This is a genomic window from Synechococcus sp. MIT S1220 (assembly GCF_047303025.1).
Taxonomy (GTDB): domain Bacteria; phylum Cyanobacteriota; class Cyanobacteriia; order PCC-6307; family Cyanobiaceae; genus Parasynechococcus.
This window is the reverse complement of record NZ_CP138939.1, coordinates 689,963-705,021: the sequence shown is the minus strand read 5'-3', so window position 1 is coordinate 705,021 and position 15,059 is coordinate 689,963. Positions and strand designations below refer to the sequence as shown.

At 57.3% G+C, this 15,059-nt stretch carries 13 protein-coding genes and 3 pseudogenes; 10 read left to right on the top strand and 6 right to left on the bottom strand.

Annotation, left to right across the window (positions count from 1 at the left end; translation table 11 throughout):
- Positions 1-38 precede the first annotated feature (38 nt).
- Positions 39-371, top strand: a pseudogene (locus tag SIB64_RS03430) (4Fe-4S dicluster domain-containing protein); the annotation flags it as partial.
- A gap of 184 nt (positions 372-555) precedes the next feature.
- On the opposite strand, the gene SIB64_RS03425 reads toward SIB64_RS03430, so the two are convergent.
- The gene (locus SIB64_RS03425; protein WP_413441919.1) at positions 556-1,407 is read right to left on the bottom strand and encodes a four-carbon acid sugar kinase family protein; all 852 of its coding nucleotides are present in this window, start codon (positions 1,405-1,407) and stop codon (positions 556-558) included.
- A gap of 128 nt (positions 1,408-1,535) precedes the next feature.
- On the opposite strand from SIB64_RS03425, the gene SIB64_RS03420 reads away from it, so the two are divergent.
- From SIB64_RS03420 to SIB64_RS03405, 4 genes and pseudogenes are all read left to right on the top strand, one after another.
- Positions 1,536-1,931 (top strand): hypothetical protein, encoded by a 396-nt coding sequence (locus SIB64_RS03420; protein ID WP_413441918.1) that lies wholly within the window; start codon positions 1,536-1,538, stop codon positions 1,929-1,931.
- A gap of 164 nt (positions 1,932-2,095) precedes the next feature.
- Positions 2,096-2,467 carry a hypothetical protein gene (locus SIB64_RS03415; protein WP_413441917.1) on the top strand — a complete coding sequence of 124 codons (372 nt, stop codon included), beginning with the start codon at positions 2,096-2,098 and terminating at the stop codon, positions 2,465-2,467.
- Between the two features lie 192 nt (positions 2,468-2,659).
- The gene (locus SIB64_RS03410; RefSeq protein ID WP_413441916.1) at positions 2,660-3,358 is read left to right on the top strand and encodes a hypothetical protein; all 699 of its coding nucleotides are present in this window, start codon (positions 2,660-2,662) and stop codon (positions 3,356-3,358) included.
- 39 nt (positions 3,359-3,397) lie between these two features.
- Positions 3,398-4,821 (top strand): annotated as a pseudogene (locus tag SIB64_RS03405) (NADP-dependent isocitrate dehydrogenase).
- Between the two features lie 124 nt (positions 4,822-4,945).
- Here the strand turns inward: SIB64_RS03405 and SIB64_RS03400 are convergent.
- Positions 4,946-6,544, bottom strand: a complete 1,599-nt coding sequence (locus tag SIB64_RS03400) for a hypothetical protein (protein ID WP_413441915.1) — start codon at positions 6,542-6,544, stop codon at positions 4,946-4,948.
- Positions 6,545-7,068: 524 nt separating this feature from the next.
- Between SIB64_RS03400 and SIB64_RS03395 the strand changes: the two genes are divergently transcribed.
- Positions 7,069-8,430, top strand: a complete 1,362-nt coding sequence (locus tag SIB64_RS03395) for a (Fe-S)-binding protein (RefSeq protein ID WP_413441914.1) — start codon at positions 7,069-7,071, stop codon at positions 8,428-8,430.
- Here SIB64_RS03395 and SIB64_RS03390 read toward each other — a convergent pair.
- Complete coding sequence (locus SIB64_RS03390; RefSeq protein ID WP_413441913.1) at positions 8,329-9,675, bottom strand: four-carbon acid sugar kinase family protein; 1,347 nt, start codon at positions 9,673-9,675, stop codon at positions 8,329-8,331. The genes SIB64_RS03395 and SIB64_RS03390 overlap by 102 nt on opposite strands.
- Positions 9,676-9,689: 14 nt before the next feature.
- Between SIB64_RS03390 and SIB64_RS03385 the strand changes: the two genes are divergently transcribed.
- The gene (locus tag SIB64_RS03385) at positions 9,690-10,892 is read left to right on the top strand and encodes an FAD-binding oxidoreductase (RefSeq protein WP_413441912.1); all 1,203 of its coding nucleotides are present in this window, start codon (positions 9,690-9,692) and stop codon (positions 10,890-10,892) included.
- Between the two features lie 24 nt (positions 10,893-10,916).
- Here SIB64_RS03385 and SIB64_RS03380 read toward each other — a convergent pair whose 3' ends face one another.
- Positions 10,917-11,765: a galactose mutarotase gene (locus SIB64_RS03380; RefSeq protein WP_413442854.1), complete on the bottom strand. Its 849-nt coding sequence runs from the start codon at positions 11,763-11,765 to the stop codon at positions 10,917-10,919.
- Between the two features lie 70 nt (positions 11,766-11,835).
- Positions 11,836-12,708 (bottom strand): alpha/beta fold hydrolase, encoded by an 873-nt coding sequence (locus SIB64_RS03375; protein ID WP_413442853.1) that lies wholly within the window; start codon positions 12,706-12,708, stop codon positions 11,836-11,838.
- Positions 12,709-12,756: 48 nt separating this feature from the next.
- On the opposite strand from SIB64_RS03375, the gene SIB64_RS03370 reads away from it, so the two are divergent.
- On the top strand, positions 12,757-13,077 hold the full coding sequence (locus SIB64_RS03370; protein WP_413441911.1) for a hypothetical protein: 321 nt from the start codon (positions 12,757-12,759) through the stop codon (positions 13,075-13,077).
- 43 nt (positions 13,078-13,120) lie between these two features.
- Here the strand turns inward: SIB64_RS03370 and SIB64_RS03365 are convergent, their stop codons facing one another.
- Positions 13,121-14,494: a cation:proton antiporter gene (locus SIB64_RS03365; RefSeq protein WP_413441910.1), complete on the bottom strand. Its 1,374-nt coding sequence runs from the start codon at positions 14,492-14,494 to the stop codon at positions 13,121-13,123.
- On the opposite strand from SIB64_RS03365, the gene SIB64_RS03360 reads away from it, so the two are divergent.
- Together SIB64_RS03360 and SIB64_RS03355 are read left to right on the top strand one after the other, a co-directional pair.
- Positions 14,493-14,633: a hypothetical protein gene (locus SIB64_RS03360; protein WP_413441909.1), complete on the top strand. Its 141-nt coding sequence runs from the start codon at positions 14,493-14,495 to the stop codon at positions 14,631-14,633. The two genes, SIB64_RS03365 and SIB64_RS03360, sit on opposite strands and share 2 nt — an antisense overlap.
- A 165-nt stretch (positions 14,634-14,798) precedes the next feature.
- A pseudogene (locus SIB64_RS03355) lies at positions 14,799-15,038 on the top strand (hypothetical protein); the annotation flags it as partial.
- Positions 15,039-15,059: the final 21 nt, after the last annotated feature.

The window sequence follows — 15,059 nt, the reverse complement described above, 5'->3', positions numbered from 1 at the left end:
TGCCAGTCAGCACGGTACAGATCAGCCAGAATCGGCCCATGGCCTCACCGACCGAGTTGCCGGGCCTCCCCCCGGGCGCCGCCGATCCCTGCGTGCATTGCGGTTTCTGTTTACCGACCTGCGCCAGCTACCGCGTCCTGGCCAGTGAGATGGATTCCCCCCGCGGCCGCATTCACGCCCTGCGTGCAATTGAAGCCGGCGAACTGGAACTGGATGCCACCGTCGCCAGTCATTTCGACACCTGCCTGGGCTGTTTTGCCTGCGTCAGCGCCTGTCCCTCCGGCGTCCGCTACGACCAGCTGATCGAGCACACCCGGCCCAAGCTGATCAAGGCGGGGCAACGATCGGCCTGGCAAACCAGCTTCCGCCAGCAGCCATTCCAGCTGCTGATCCGCCAGGGGCACATGGGATCCCACCATCACCAGCCCCGGCAGCGGGCGACCATCCGAGGCATGTCGGCGCATCCCCGCCATCCCTGCGGCATCGAGCGGTGGCGGCCCAGGATCCGCCAGCGCCTTCACCAGGCTCGCCGCCGAACGGAACAGAAAGCGTTTCTCACCGCGGAGGACCCGCACCGCAGCCGCAAATGCGCTCAGCTGCCCTTGCCGCTCGGCATCCACCACCACAGGCACGTTGGCCCCTAAGTTTTCTGAGCCGATCCACCAAACGCGGCAGCCCTGCCCCACAAGCCGCATCAAGCTCGCGGCCACTGATCCGCTGCACATCGGTACGACGGATCGCTCCGCTGCTCTTCTCCTCCAGCCAAGCGGCCAGGTCACTGGTGCCAAACCGAAACAAGCGATCCTGAGCAAAGGGTGTGGTGTGCACCGGTTGCCCATGCAGCAGATGCACCCCATTCACCGTGGTACGGCCCCCCTCCAGAAATGCCGGCACATGAAACGTGGCATCGAACAGACCGAAGGCCTCCTGAAGCGTGTCCGGCTCCAGCACACCATGGCCGCGCAGGGTGGAATCACCGCGACTGACCAAGTGCACCTCAGCCCGAGCGAGTCCCTCGGCAGCGAGCGCTTGATCGAGCTGCGCCGAAATCTCCCGGTGCCAAGCGGACACCATCAGCGAAATCCGCTCGGGCGGATGCTGAAGATCGGAATCGATCACCACCACTGCATCACAGCGGCCATTGGCGTGATCTAAGCCCGCAAGCATTGCGGCTTCCTTGCCAAAGTTCCGGGTCAGTTCCAGCAACGTCACCAAGGCTTCGGGATGGCTCTGCTGCCACTGTCGAATCGTCTGGACCGTTCCATCAGAGGACCGGTCATCGATGAGCACCAACCGGTCCACCTCCTCCACAGCAAGCACACGCTCGATAAAACGAAGAATCACGGATTCCTCGTTGAAACAGGCGGCCACCACCCACAGATCAACAGCGCCATTCGTGAAGCTCATCGCGCCAGATCCGATCAACGGGAATCTAAATCGCTCCTCAGACTCTTCCAACGCAACAACTTGACGATCATCGTCTCATCGAAAACTAGGGTCAATCATCCGGATCAATCGCGGCAAATCAACAACCAATGCCAGCACGAAAGCTTCTTGCCCTTACCCCACTGGCATGGTTGATCTCTGTCGCCGTTACCCTCAACATTGCAAGCCTGGCGGCATGGTTCTGGCTGCACAACAATCGACTGACCCTCCCAGATGCAACCTCCAAGGCAGGGGATGCATTGCTGAACGACTACCTCGGAACAGCTCACGATGTGATGCTGATTGCGCTGACTATCGCGATCAGCAGCCTGATATCAATCATCTATTACCACCAAAGAAAAGAAGCTAAAGCTGCAAAAGTGACGCCGCAGACAAGAGGCCAATCTCTGCTGCAATTTATCCGTCAACATCCGCTCGTCACGGTCATTTTTTTGTCTATACCATCGCCATGGTTCAGGGGACCAGTTGGCTATACAAAGACCTGATCGGCTGGTCATCCGAACTCCTGAACGACCAACTCCTCAACAACTTTTCCTTTCGCGAGAGCTTCGTCAACGAAACAATGAGGAGAAGCAATTTCCGCTTCTACCCTCTTGCCCACCAAGACCTTCAGATCCTCAGCTGGTTCACTGTTCACATCAAAGTTTGGATGTTGATCAATGCAGCCGAATTGTTGGCGGTGGCAATCTTCAGTGCAAAATTCGTCAGCAGGCTCAGGCCATACAACAACCAACCCATTCCAGCTTTACTGCTCATTACAAGCCTTTTACTTCTGATTCACCCAGCGACTGGAACAGCCTTTTTTCAAGTCATCTACTGCGAAAGAATCCTCATTCTTTTATGGATCCTTTTTACCTGCGCCTACCTCAACTACCAACAACACAACACACAATCATCCTTCTACAGCACGATTCTTTTTGGGCTCATTGGCCTGTTCATCAAAGACACCGCCATCCTGTTATTCATTGTTCCACCAGTCATGATAATGGCCTTTGGAATCTTCAACAGGATGCAGGGCTAACCGGCACTGCGCCTGAACAAATTAAGGGAAATTCATAAGCACTACAGGCTCGAGCTCTGGCTATGCAGCCTGATCTTAATCTTCAGCTTCAGCTATATCTGCCTCTCTCTTCTGCCCAGCATCTACGTGGGGCAAGGGTACTACAAAGACCACCTAACTCCCAAATTCATCCCTGATCTTCGCTGTTGGTTCTTGCTGGCCATCACATTGACGCGGATGATCCTTGCCACTCGCAAGAAGATCAAGTTGAATCTCCTCGATGCATTGAACTTTTCAGCGCTTACTTACGCCACATCGCTATTCATTCTAATCAGACTAGAAGGCAGCGATTATCTCACTCTGCCCATTCAATTAATCTGTATATTGAATCTCACATGGCTTTGGGGAGTGGCCAGCTCCAGCAAATATTCCCTAGGATTGAATAACCAACAAAAAGCCCTGGGTGGAACATTGGCAACTGTACTTATCTTGGGCCTAGAGCATGTATTCAGCCAACCGTCTTTCTTAACCACAATCACCAGCCTGAAACAAGAACAGGATTCTGCCCAAAAAACCTATGACGCCATCCAGCCGCTCACCAAAACAATCAAGGAGGCAGGGGACGAAGTGAACATTATTTATAGCCGCAAATCAAGATTAACCAGACACCATCATTTGGGCAGATTAAAATATGACCGACTGATCGAATACAACCCAAAAACCAAACGCTTTTTAATTACCGATGGGATACATCGCGGCGACAATTACAAGCCGACAGCGGGTGATCTCGTCGTCAATATCGATCGCCCTGCCAAAGTGCTTGACCCGATCCTTCAAGACCGGTCATTCGAGCTGCTATACCGCTATGAAACAGATCAGAACAGCGGTTTGATCATCAGACTGCATCCCTAAGTCATAGGCTCCCAAGACCGACCTCTAACCGACCCCTCCATGGCCCAGTTTGAGAAGCTCACGCCCCCAAGCCAGGGCACCCCATCCGCTTCGAAAACGGCCAACCTAAGGTCGCTAATGACCCCATCATCCCCTTCATCCGGGGAGATGGAACCGGTGTCGACATCTGGCCGGCGACGCAAAAAGTACTTGATGCCGCCGTTGCAAAAGCCTACGGGGGAGAGAAACGAATCGAATGGTTCAAGGTCTATGCCGGAGATGAGGCCTGCGACCTCTATGGAACATATCAATATCTTCCAGAGGCACGCTTGAAGCAATTCGCACATATGGCGTCTCGATCAAGGGCCCTCTCACCACGCCTGTGGGAGGTGGCATCCGCTCCTTAAATGTTGCTCTACGCCAGATCTTCGAACCTTATTCCTGGGTGCGCCCCTGCCGCTACTACACCGGCACGCCAAGCCCTCATAAACGTCCGGAGGATCTTGATGTGGTGGTTTATCGAGAAAATACGGAAGATATTTACATCGGGATTGAGTGGTCAGCCGGGGATGAGGTTGGAGTCGAACTGCTGCGCCATCTCAATGAAACGGTGATCCCCGCCAGCCCTGGACTGGGCAACAAACGCATCCGCGAAGGATCCAGCCTCGGCATCAAACCTGTGAGCAAAGAAGGCAGCCAGCTCCATATCCGCAAGGCGATCCAACACGCCATACGTCTCGAGGGAAACAAGCGACACGTGACCCTGGTGCACAAAGGCAACATCATGAAATTCACCGAGGGGGGGGTTCCGCGATTGGGGCTACGAGCTGGCCACAACGGAATTCAGATCGGACTGCGTCACCGAGCGGGAAAGCTGGATTCTGGACAATCTTGATCGAGATCACTCCTTGAGTGTTCAGGACAATGCCCGCTTAATCGAACCGGGTTACGACAGTCTCACAACCGAAAAAAAAGAAGCCATCGACGCTGAAGTGCGTGGTGTTCTCAGCTCAATCGGCGAGAGCCATGGCTACGGCAAATGGGAGAGCAAAGTATTGGTCGATGACCGTATTGCCGACAGTATTTTTCAACAAATTCAAACCAGACCACAGGAATATTCGATCCTGGCCACACTGAATTTGAATGGTGACTACATCTCCGATGCTGCGGCCGCGATGGTGGGAGGTCTGGGCATGGCCCCAGGCGCCAACATCGACGAGAACGCTGCCATTTTCGAAGCCACCCACGGCACCGCCCCGAGGCACGCCGGGCTCGATCGGATCAACCCCGGCTCGGTGATCCTCAGCGGCGTGATAATGCTGGAGTTCCTCGGCTGGCAGGACGCTGCAGATCTAATCACCAAAGGGTTAAGTGCTGCCATCGCCGACAAGCAGGTCACCTATGACCTGGCCCGGCTGATGGAACCCCAGGTGGATCCGGTGAGCTGCAGTGGCTTCGCTGAGGCGATTATTGAACGTTTTTAAGTGACGACATCAACGACAATCCCGCCAAAAGGAAAAGCCCCCTACAGCAATTGTCAGAGGGCTTTGAGAAGGAAACTTTCTCTCCTTGGAACTTCAATCCGAGAACTATTTAGCTCACCTAAAGTTAAATTGTGATCGACGTTTGCACCGGCCCATACAAATTCGTACTTGCGATTGGAACACTTTCGCCAAGCAGGCTAAGGTCGCAATCAAGGTCACCACTAACAGATACATTGATCGAGGTAAAATCGCTTGAGTCAATAGACAGCGTCAGTGGATTCGACAAAACAGTATCGATGCTTGCAATCGACGTTCCACCAATCACGGGCACTTCTGAGGGAACGCTGGCTCCAGCCTTGAAGGTTAATTTCGGCGTCGCCGTCAAGGACAATCCTGCTTTCGGTTCAAATCCGCCTGGTACTTGAGTGGTAATTGTCGGAGTCGTACTTGTGTTGCTGACGCCTGTGTCATCTAGCCCAATCTGAAATAATGCGGATGGAGTAAACGTAACCGTTGCTCCTAAAGTTGATCCATCGTCAAAAACAGAAGCATCGCCTTCAAATTCGAAATCAATCTCGGAATCGATTTGAGCAGCATCAATAATTGGCGGGTCGATCGCAGGAGCATTGACGGATGGCCCATCCAGTGTGAATGTTTTATCGACATCGGCACCACTAAGATCAACTTCAACAGAACCAGAAATCTCCAGTGCTGGCTGAAAATTGAGCTGCACAGTTTCAGGAACAAGGGCGCCAACAATCCCAGCCTTAAGATTTAAAGAACCATTCATCGTGGGATCAACATTGAGCGATGCCGAAAAAGCGCCTTCAGACTCATCAATGGAGAGAGAGGGGAAACTTAAAGTATAATCAAAATGATTATACCCAAACAAGGATTTTGCTAACTTTTCAGTCGCATTGACGACCGGCATAATCACTTCATCATCTGCAAACTTGACCGCCTGAGAAACAGCCTTCTTTGTGTCATCCACAACGGTTGTAGCTGCCTTACTGATTGCCGAACCAGCCTTTGAAACAACGCTTGTCACTCCACTCGACACTTTATCAGCCACGTGTTCAGCAGCATGAGCAACCGTACTTGCTCCATGCGTAATTCCATGCCAGATGTGGCCAAAAGAAAACTTGAGAGGCCCCCTGTCGCCCCCTATCTCATCATAAAAATCATCATCCAATATTCTGCGGCTTAAAGGGCCAGAAACCTGCCGCGAAACGGAATAGCTATCAAACCCTGAAACGAAGTGCTTGTTCGGATTAAATCTGAGATGATTATGGAGGGTCCGCTGGCCAAAAGCAGCTCGCAAAAATTGATAATTATCATGAACATAATCATGATCCAATACTTTAGCCTGCCAAATAAGCTTTCCTTGTTTTTCTTTTGCTTTAATCGATCGATATTCAAACAAGAAAGAATTTGAGTTGTGAACATCACCTGCTGGCATCGCACCAATCAGCTTCCGATCCGAACCCTGATTCGCAGCAGCGTGGGACTTGAAACCCTTCACCAAATTCTTCGAGCTCACCTCACCCCGATCATTGCTTAAGTGATTCCATGTATGGTTCCCAGACCCTTCTAGATCAGCAACTATTTCAAAACGTTTTCTTGAATTTTCATCAAATTTGACCCTGGGGGACTTCAAATTAACCCCATACGCGTAATGATGATTTCCACTGGATTTAAGATGATCAAGAAATTTCTTTGCCATTTAATTGAGATCAGAAACCACTTCTTCAAGTTAGCCATTTCCCTGCACAATCAATCAAACTAAATAATTTAGTAAACTTTATAGAATCAAACCAAGCATGTCTGCGCGATTAAACATGGGATGTTCAGTTTTCGCATCAACATCTCCCCTGCTTGAGCTCAATAAACAACACGAAAAATCCAACAGTGATTCACATCCAGATCACGACAAATAATGGTTAGGCGCTAGTCATTACATTGAATTTTCTAGTTATCATTAAACGCCAAGCCAACGCCAATTAAATGAAAAAATAATGTTTTCTTTTCAATTGCGCACCTCTTGCCATCAACACGAAGCGATCAATACGAAGCGAAGGGGTCTAACAATGTGTTTTTGTGAGCTTGAAGCTCACAAAAACATCCAACAAAGTTCTCATTAACATTCCAATCTCAGGAATCATCTGCAGTCTCCAGCACATCGGCATCCATGAAAATCTCACGTCAGTAAAGACTGGCTGGCCGACTAGATCCGTCAAACTCTTGAACATGAGTCAGACGCCGTCCCAGCTCGCAGGTCTCCCCCCGGGCGCCGCCGATCCCTGCGTGCATTGCGGTTTCTGTTTACCGACCTGCGCCAGCTACCGCGTCCTGGCCAGTGAGATGGATTCCCCCCGCGGCCGCATTCACGCCCTGCGTGCAATTGAAGCCGGCGAACTGGAACTGGATGCCACCGTCGCCAGTCATTTCGACACCTGCCTGGGCTGTTTTGCCTGCGTCAGCGCCTGTCCCTCCGGCGTCCGCTACGACCAGCTGATCGAGCACACCCGGCCCAAGCTGATCAAGGCGGGGCAACGATCGGCCTGGCAAACCAGCTTCCGCCAGTTGTTGTTGCAGGTGCTCCCCTACCCGGGTCGCCTGCGGGCGCTGCTGCAACCACTGCGGGCCTATGCCGGCACTCCGCTGCAGACCCTGGCTCGCCGCACGGGACTCACGCGCCTGTTCGGCCCCGAAATCGAAGCGATGGAGCGATTGCTGCCGCCCTTGGCAGCGGAGGCCTTCAGCGATCAACTGCCGCAGATCAATCCCGCTGAGGGCGAATCTCGCGGACGGGTGGCATTGCTGCTGGGTTGCGTGCAGCGCTGCTTCGACCCGAACGTGAGCATTGCCACGGTGAAAGTGCTGCAGGCCAACGGCTTTGAGGTGGTGATCCCGCCAGACCAGGGCTGCTGTGGTGCGGTGAGCCATCACCAGGGGGAACTGGAGCTGACACGCCAGTTGGCCGCTGATCTGGTGCGCAGCATGAATGCCATTGACGGAGAGCTGGATGCGGTGCTGGTGGCCGCCTCCGGTTGCGGTCATACGATGAAGGCCTACGACGAGCTGCTGACCACAGACGTCCAGTTCCGTGCACCGGTGCAGGACGTGCAGGAATTTCTGGCGATTCATGGCCTGAGCGAAGCGTTCCGAGCCCGGTTGCAACCGCTTCATGCCGTTGTGGCCATGCACGATGCCTGCCACATGATTCACGGGCAGGGGATTCAGGCCCAGCCGCGCCAACTGCTGCGGGCCATTCCAGGGCTGCAGCTCAGGGAGGCCACCGAAGCGGGCGTCTGCTGCGGCAGTGCCGGCATCTACAACCTGGTGCAATACGAGGAAGGGGCTGAACTGGGGCGGATCAAGGCAGACGACCTCAGCAGCACCGGCGCCGAGCTGGTGGCGAGCGCCAACATCGGCTGCACGATGCAGTTGCGCCAGCACCTCGCCGATCGCGCCAGCGTGCATCACCCGATGGAACTGCTGGCGGCCTCAGCCGCCCTCCAACCGCTGCCAGGCCTCACGCAGGGTTCCCGCACTTCCGAGATTGCCAGGAAAGGTGAGGATCGGCAGACCGCTGCAGGGTCCCGCTGACGGGCGCACCAGCGACAGTCCAGGCAACAGCTGGCCTTCCAGCTGCACCGACTCGAGGGCCAGCCCCCGGGCCAGCAGCGTCTGGGTGGTGATGCCCCCTTTGCTGATCAAATAACCGAGATCGGTAGCAACGCTTGACGCCAAACGGCCCATCAACCGGGCCGTTTCTCGAGAGAAACGGCGCCCCTCTTGTTCTGACGCAAAGCGAAGTTCACCGCGGCTGGTGAACAGCACCGGTGTGCAGCCGCTGGCCAGCAGCGTCTTTAACTCCTGAGACCAGACCCGTTCCAGATCCGCCAGCAGCAGATCTGGCGTCGGCCCCTCCAGCACCCTGGCGATGCGGCGCACCGGGAGCTCAAGACCCCGGCAATCCGGTTCCGCCAGCAGCCATTCCAGCTGCTGATCCGCCAGGGGCACATGGGAACCCACCATCACAAGCCCCGACAGGCACTCACCGGCAGCACCGCGCCGCCGCAAAGCTGCAAGACCCCTGGTATCAAGCGGTTGAGGGCCTGGATCTGCAAGAGCCTTCACCAGGCTCGCCGCCGATCGAAACAGAAAGCGTTTCTCACTGCGCAAGGCCCGCACCGCAGCCCCAAAGGAACGCAGCTGCTGCTGCTGCTCCGCATCCACCACCACAGGCGCATTGCCCCTCAATGATCTGAGCCGATCCACCAAACGCGGCAGCCCTGCCCCGCAAGCCGCATCCAGCTCGCGGCCGCTGATCCGCTGCACATCGGCACGACGGATCGCTCCGCTGCTCTTCTCCTCCAGCCAAACGGCCAGGTCACTGCTGCTGAAACCGAACAGCCGGTCTGCCGCAAAAGGTGTGGTGTGCACCGGTTGCCCATGGAGCAGATGCACCCCGTGCACCGTGGTGCGGCCGCCCTCCAGAAAGGCCGGCACATGGAACGTGGCATCAAAGGGACCGAAGACCTGCTGAAGCGTGTCCGGCTCAAGCACACCATGGCCGCGCAGGGTGGAATCACCGCGACTCACCAGCAACACATCTGCGCGCTGCAGGGCTTCCGCCCGAAGCGCCCCATCTAAATTGCTGGCAATCTCCCGGTTCCGCTTGGCCGCTGCAATCGGCGCAAGAGAGCGGGTGTCGGCCAATAGGAACAGCAGCGGCGAAGGATGCCTCAGCCCCCGCCGCAAGGTCTCCACATCCCAGCGGAGCAACAGCGGACAGCCATGCACGGTCTGGGAGCCGGTGGGGTCGTCATCGATCACCACAACCTTCATGGCACGATCATGCCGTGCTCCATACCCCCACCTCCCAGCAGGATCTGATCACACTGGTTGGCCAGTGGCATCAGCACGCCACACCCTGGACCCCCTGCGGGCAGGGGAGTCGACTGCACTGGGGCCCACCGATCACAGGTAACCCTGAACAGCTGAGCTGCAGTGGTCTTCACCGCATCCTTGACCATGCCGTGGACGACCTCACGATCACGGTGGAGGCCGGTCTAGCGCTGGCGGATCTCCAGGCCACATTGGCCGTCCATGGCCAATGGCTCCCCGTTGACTGGCCGCGGAGCACAGCTGCCGAAAGCCCAGAATCCGCCGGAAGCATCGGCGGACTGGTGGCCCGGGGCCTCGCCGGCGGCCTACGCCAACGTCACCTCGGTGTTCGTGATCAGATCATCGGCATCGGCCTGCTGCGCAGCGATGGCACCCCGGCCAGAGCCGGCGGGAGGGTTGTGAAAAATGTGGCCGGATACGACCTGATGCGGCTGCTCTGCGGCAGCTGGGGAAGCCTGGCGCTGATCACCGAGCTCACCTTGCGGGTGCAGCCGATTCGGCCGGCCCATGGTCTCCTGCATCTCCACGGTGCGCTAAAGGATCTGGAGGCCTGCCGAGCAAGCCTGCTTCACTCCAGCCTCACTCCAGAACGCTGCGACTGGCACGGGTCGATCGATGGCTCCTGGCAACTGCGGTTGCTCGTGAGCAGTGTGTCGGATCAGGCGGTGGACACGCAGCTGAGCCGCCTCGAAGCCCTCGCGGGACAGCACCAACTTGACGCGGAACGTCACCCCTGCGACCAGCCGCTGGCCCCCGGCTTGAGCAGCGACGCGATGCAGTGGCTGGTGCGCGTCGCCATGCCTCCAGCCAGGTTGCATCTGCTGCTGAGCAGTGCCGAGCGCCTGGATCTGAAGGGCTGGCGCTGGGATCTGGCCGCGGGTGCAGGCTGCGGAGATGGATGGCAGATCAGCACAGCCGACATAATCAGCACAGCAGAGTTGAACTCCACAGCCAAACGGATCGAGGCCCTGCGGCATCGCACCGAAGCCCTGGGAGGCCGGCTCACCGTGCTGCAGCAACCAAAACCTGGTGGTAATCATGATCGTCTGCAGGCCTGGGGCGATGCCCCCGCCAAGGCGGTGATGTCCGCGGTGAAACAGCAATTTGATCCCCAGGCCCAACTGAGTCCGGGCCGGCTACCTGGCGTCGCCGGCTGAGCTGGCGATGCGACTCGGCTCGCTTCAGCTCAGCTGATATCGGCAGCCGAGTCTGGTGCTCGCTTCCGGCGGGATCTCCAGTTTTCGATCACCGGAGATCAAGGACTGGCGCGGCCCTGTCCAGGGCTCCAGGCAGACCATCCGACGGGGGGGCTCGGTCCAGATCACGGAGAGGTCCATTGGCGCCTCGGGCTGGAGCTGAAGCTGGCGCCCGCTGCTGCGATCCACCAGGGTGACGGGCCCCGCCGGACGGCACAGGAAATCCACACCTTCAGCCAGGCACTTCAACTGAGAGGCGGTGCCGGTCTCGGCCATATTTAAGTGGTTGAAGCAGCGGTCGTTGAGCCCCACCAGCTCGGTCTGAGCCGGGTCATCGACTGAAAAGTAAGGATGCAAGCCAAAGCTGAACGGCATCGGCCCGGCACTGCGGTTGTGGATGGTGATGCCGATCTCCAGCGCCCCTTGAACCGGACGCACATCCATCTCCACCAGGAAGGCAAAGGGGTAAGCCGCGAGGGTCAGCTTGGTCTCGCTCAGGCTCAGACGGATCCCGCTCTGATCCTCGAGCAACTGGAGCTGCCAGGGAAGATCACGAGCAAACCCATGTTGCTTGAGGGTGTAATCAACGCCGTCGAACCTGAACAGATCTCCAGGCAGATTGCCGCAGATGGGGAAGAGCACCGGAATGCCACCGCGGACGCTCTTGGAAGGATCTGCAAACCGGTCCTGATCGAAGTAGAGCAGCTCCCGCTCTCCGCAGCGCCACGCGGTGATCAGCCCACCGCGCTCGGGAACGATGCACAACCGATCTCCACTCTCGGGATGAACGTATTCCCAGTGTTCGTAGGGAGCGGTCTGCTGCTTGAGGGTCATCGGCATGCGTCTAATGAAACGCCGTTGACGTCCATCTAGCGCTGAACGTTGCGAATGTCGCGGCCGCTGATCAGGACAACTGGGCGATCCAGTCGAGAAGGGCAGCATTCACCTGATCGGGAACCTCGTCATGGGGGCAATGACCCGCTTCCAGCACAACCTCTGTGGTGGCCTTCGGTGCGTGGCGCTGGAACGTCGCCCGACGCCCTGGTGCATTAATCCAGGGGTCACGGATTCCCCACAACAAAAGAAGTGGTGCGGTCAACTCTGCAAACAGTTCATCGAGGGGCTGTCCGCGAGGGATGTCGAACACGGTTCGAAAAACACCGAAGGCACCAGGATCGAGAGAAGGGCGGCGAATCGACTCCACAAGCCACTCATCAACGTTCGTCTGATCGACGTACACCTGCCTGAGAGTGCGGCGGATGGTGGCGGGGCGACGCAGATTCTCAAACAACACCCGCTGCACCACCGGACTCTTCAGCAAGGCGCCACCAATGCTCTGACGGGCGACCGCAGCCCAGCCTTTGGGGGCTTTCTGCTCATCGCTGAAGGGACCGGCTGCATTGAGGAGCACAACACCGGCACACTCCTGCTGCAGGACGGCACCGGCAGCCAACGCAGCGAAACCGCCAAGGGAATTACCGGCGATCACGGTGGGCCTGCCGATCCGCTCCCGCACGTAAGCCACCAGCTGATCACGCCAGAGCGCACCGCCATAGGCGAGATCCCCTGGCTTGGCACTGCGCCCGAACCCGAGCAGATCGAGAGCATGCACGTCATGACGTTCTGCCAGGACGGGAATGTTGTAACGCCAGTGATCAGTCGATGCACCGAACCCATGCACGAGCAACAGAGCTGGGCCGAGGGGATTGGAGGGCTGAGGCCCCTGTCTCACGGTGTGCACCGGATGCCCGAGATGACTCCAGGTGAAGGTCTCCACAGTCCGCGGCGAGAGCAGCGATGCTAGGCAGCACTTCAATCGGGCTGGATGCCAACCATGGATGGGATCGGCGGACCGTTAACCGATGGGGCGATCTGGAGAGGAGCTCTGTTCTGGGCGCTCGCGCTTTATATCCCCTTGAGCGGTCCGCTCGGGAAGCTGGAAACCAGCCTTAACGATACGGCCCTCTCGCAAAACATCACCCAGGCACTGCTGATTCTGAGCAGCGTGCTGCTTTCCCTGGCCGTGGGAATGGTGATGCAGCTGCTGGTGAGCTGGACACTTGGCCCGGGATGGGGCTCCAGCCTTGCTCTGATTGGCATCGGCTGGAGCCTGCTGCTCGTGGTGACGGAATCCGGTCGTTCCTGAATCCTGAAGTTCGCCTGTAGGCAGTGTGGAGGGCATAAACCGTTTACGAGCCGGACATCGGATCAGCGACAAATTCCTCGGAAACCACGTCGCCATCCTCCGGCGGTTTGTCCTTGAGCACCACCCGCAGCAGAACCGGTGCGAGGAAGGTGGTGCCAATCACCATCAGGAGAATCGCTGCTTCGAGGCCTGGATCCAGCAGACCGGAAGCGGTGCCGAGCCCGAGAAAGATCAAACCCACCTCACCACGCGGCATCATTCCCAGGCCAACAACAAGGTTGTTGGTGGGTTTGTCGCTGAAGACGGCCCAACCCGCTGCAACCTTGCCGATGATGGCCACCACGAACAGGAAACCCGCCACGATCAATGCGGAACGCGCCGCCGGATCCGCGGGGTTGATCACGGACAGATCCATGCCTGCCCCCACCAGCACAAAGAACACCGTTGCGAAAAGCCCGACGATTGGGGTCACGGCCCTCTGAATCTCCTCACGGTGCCTGGAGGTGCTCACGATCAGCCCACCGGCGAACGCGCCGAGGGCGGCTTCCAGACCGATCGCCGTTGCTACAAAACAGCTGAGGGCCAGCAGTAAATATGAGCCCACCAGCTTGGCGCCGGGGGCCTTCAGTTGGTCAATCATCCAATCAAAGGCTGGCGCAGCTCTCTGGCTGAGCAGGAGTGCCACAACCACGAACAGAACCGCTGCAACAACGAGCTGCACGATCGGGGCAATCGCGAGGCTGCCGCCGGCGGCCAAGGAGACAACAACAGCAAGAATGACGATGCCGAGGATGTCGTCCAACACTGCAGCACCGATTACGATTTGACCTTCACGCGTGCGCAGGTATCCGAGTTCCCCAAACACACTCGCTGTGATTCCGATACTGGTTGCCGTCATCGAGGCCCCAGCAAAGATGGCTGGGATGGCATCAACGTGGAAGATCGCCATCAATCCGAGCGTGCCGAGAACAAAAGGCAACACCACACCCACCACCGCGACGGAGAACGCCTGGACACCAACGGCCATCAGCTCTTCCAGTTCGCTCTCCAGTCCGGTCAGAAATAGAAGGGAATAAAGCCCCAGGGTTGAGACGGACTGAAGCGCGCCGAAGCTCTCCTCGTAAAGATTGGGAATCTCATCGGCTGGAACGTGAGCCAGAGCACTCACAACATCGGAGAAGGCAGCACTGAGCTGCACTCCAGTCTCCGGAGGCACCAGCAGATGCAGGCCTGATGCTCCGATGATGACGCCGGCGAGGAGCTCCCCGAGGATGGTGGGAAGCTCAAAACGGACCAGGATCTCGGCCAGCATCCTGGCCCCGACGAAGATCAGGATGAAGCGAAGGACGCCGATCAGAGATTCGGCGGCCTCAAGGTCATGACTGCTGATCTCACTCAGCAGCGCGGGAAACAGCATGGTGCTGCACAGCATTCATGCCGAGATTAGTGGTGCCAGCCAGGTTGGACTGTTCAACAACCAGCTGCTTTGGTCCGATTTAAAAGGGAACCGAAATCTTCGCTTCTTGTTTATCGGCAGGCATGGTCGAGATGGCTAATTTCCATTTATCCGCATGGTCTAAAGGGGTGAATTCTCCTTTGTGAGGCCGTGGGTCCCTCAACAGCATTGCTATTCCGAGCAATCCATGACGACCGCGCCTCATCAGCCCCCCCTCGTTTCCGAAAAAGTTCTCCATGAGCAAGCGCTGCACGATCCCCTGTTCAAAGAACACGGCAACAACACCCCTCTGGAGCTGGCGATCAGCAACCAGATCGACCGCTTCGGCCTCCTGATCGATCTGATCGAGCGCGGTGACTCCCTTGGCTCCCGTGCGTCCCAAATCGAGGAGCGCATCAAGGGCGAGATCGAGAAGCACCGCAGCTACCCCTACACCGAGGGCATGGATTCCCCCGAGATCAATAACTGGCACTGGAAGTTCGGCTACGGCTCCTCCAACATCTGATCCACCCGTTCACACCTCAAC

What these genes read in the sequence shown, in the direction of transcription:
- SIB64_RS03425 (WP_413441919.1), bottom strand. Translation starts at nt 1,407, where the DNA reads ATGAGCTTCACGAATGGCGCTGTTGATCTGTGGGTGGTGGCCGCCTGT.
- SIB64_RS03415 (WP_413441917.1), top strand. Translation starts at nt 2,096, where the DNA reads ATGTTGATCAATGCAGCCGAATTGTTGGCGGTGGCAATCTTCAGTGCA.
- SIB64_RS03420 (WP_413441918.1), top strand. Translation starts at nt 1,536, where the DNA reads ATGCCAGCACGAAAGCTTCTTGCCCTTACCCCACTGGCATGGTTGATC.
- SIB64_RS03360 (WP_413441909.1), top strand. Translation starts at nt 14,493, where the DNA reads ATGGTGCTGCACAGCATTCATGCCGAGATTAGTGGTGCCAGCCAGGTT.
- SIB64_RS03380 (WP_413442854.1), bottom strand. Translation starts at nt 11,765, where the DNA reads ATGACCCTCAAGCAGCAGACCGCTCCCTACGAACACTGGGAATACGTT.
- SIB64_RS03400 (WP_413441915.1), bottom strand. Translation starts at nt 6,544, where the DNA reads ATGGCAAAGAAATTTCTTGATCATCTTAAATCCAGTGGAAATCATCAT.
- SIB64_RS03370 (WP_413441911.1), top strand. Translation starts at nt 12,757, where the DNA reads ATGCCAACCATGGATGGGATCGGCGGACCGTTAACCGATGGGGCGATC.
- SIB64_RS03395 (WP_413441914.1), top strand. Translation starts at nt 7,069, where the DNA reads ATGAGTCAGACGCCGTCCCAGCTCGCAGGTCTCCCCCCGGGCGCCGCC.
- SIB64_RS03390 (WP_413441913.1), bottom strand. Translation starts at nt 9,675, where the DNA reads ATGAAGGTTGTGGTGATCGATGACGACCCCACCGGCTCCCAGACCGTG.
- SIB64_RS03365 (WP_413441910.1), bottom strand. Translation starts at nt 14,494, where the DNA reads ATGCTGTTTCCCGCGCTGCTGAGTGAGATCAGCAGTCATGACCTTGAG.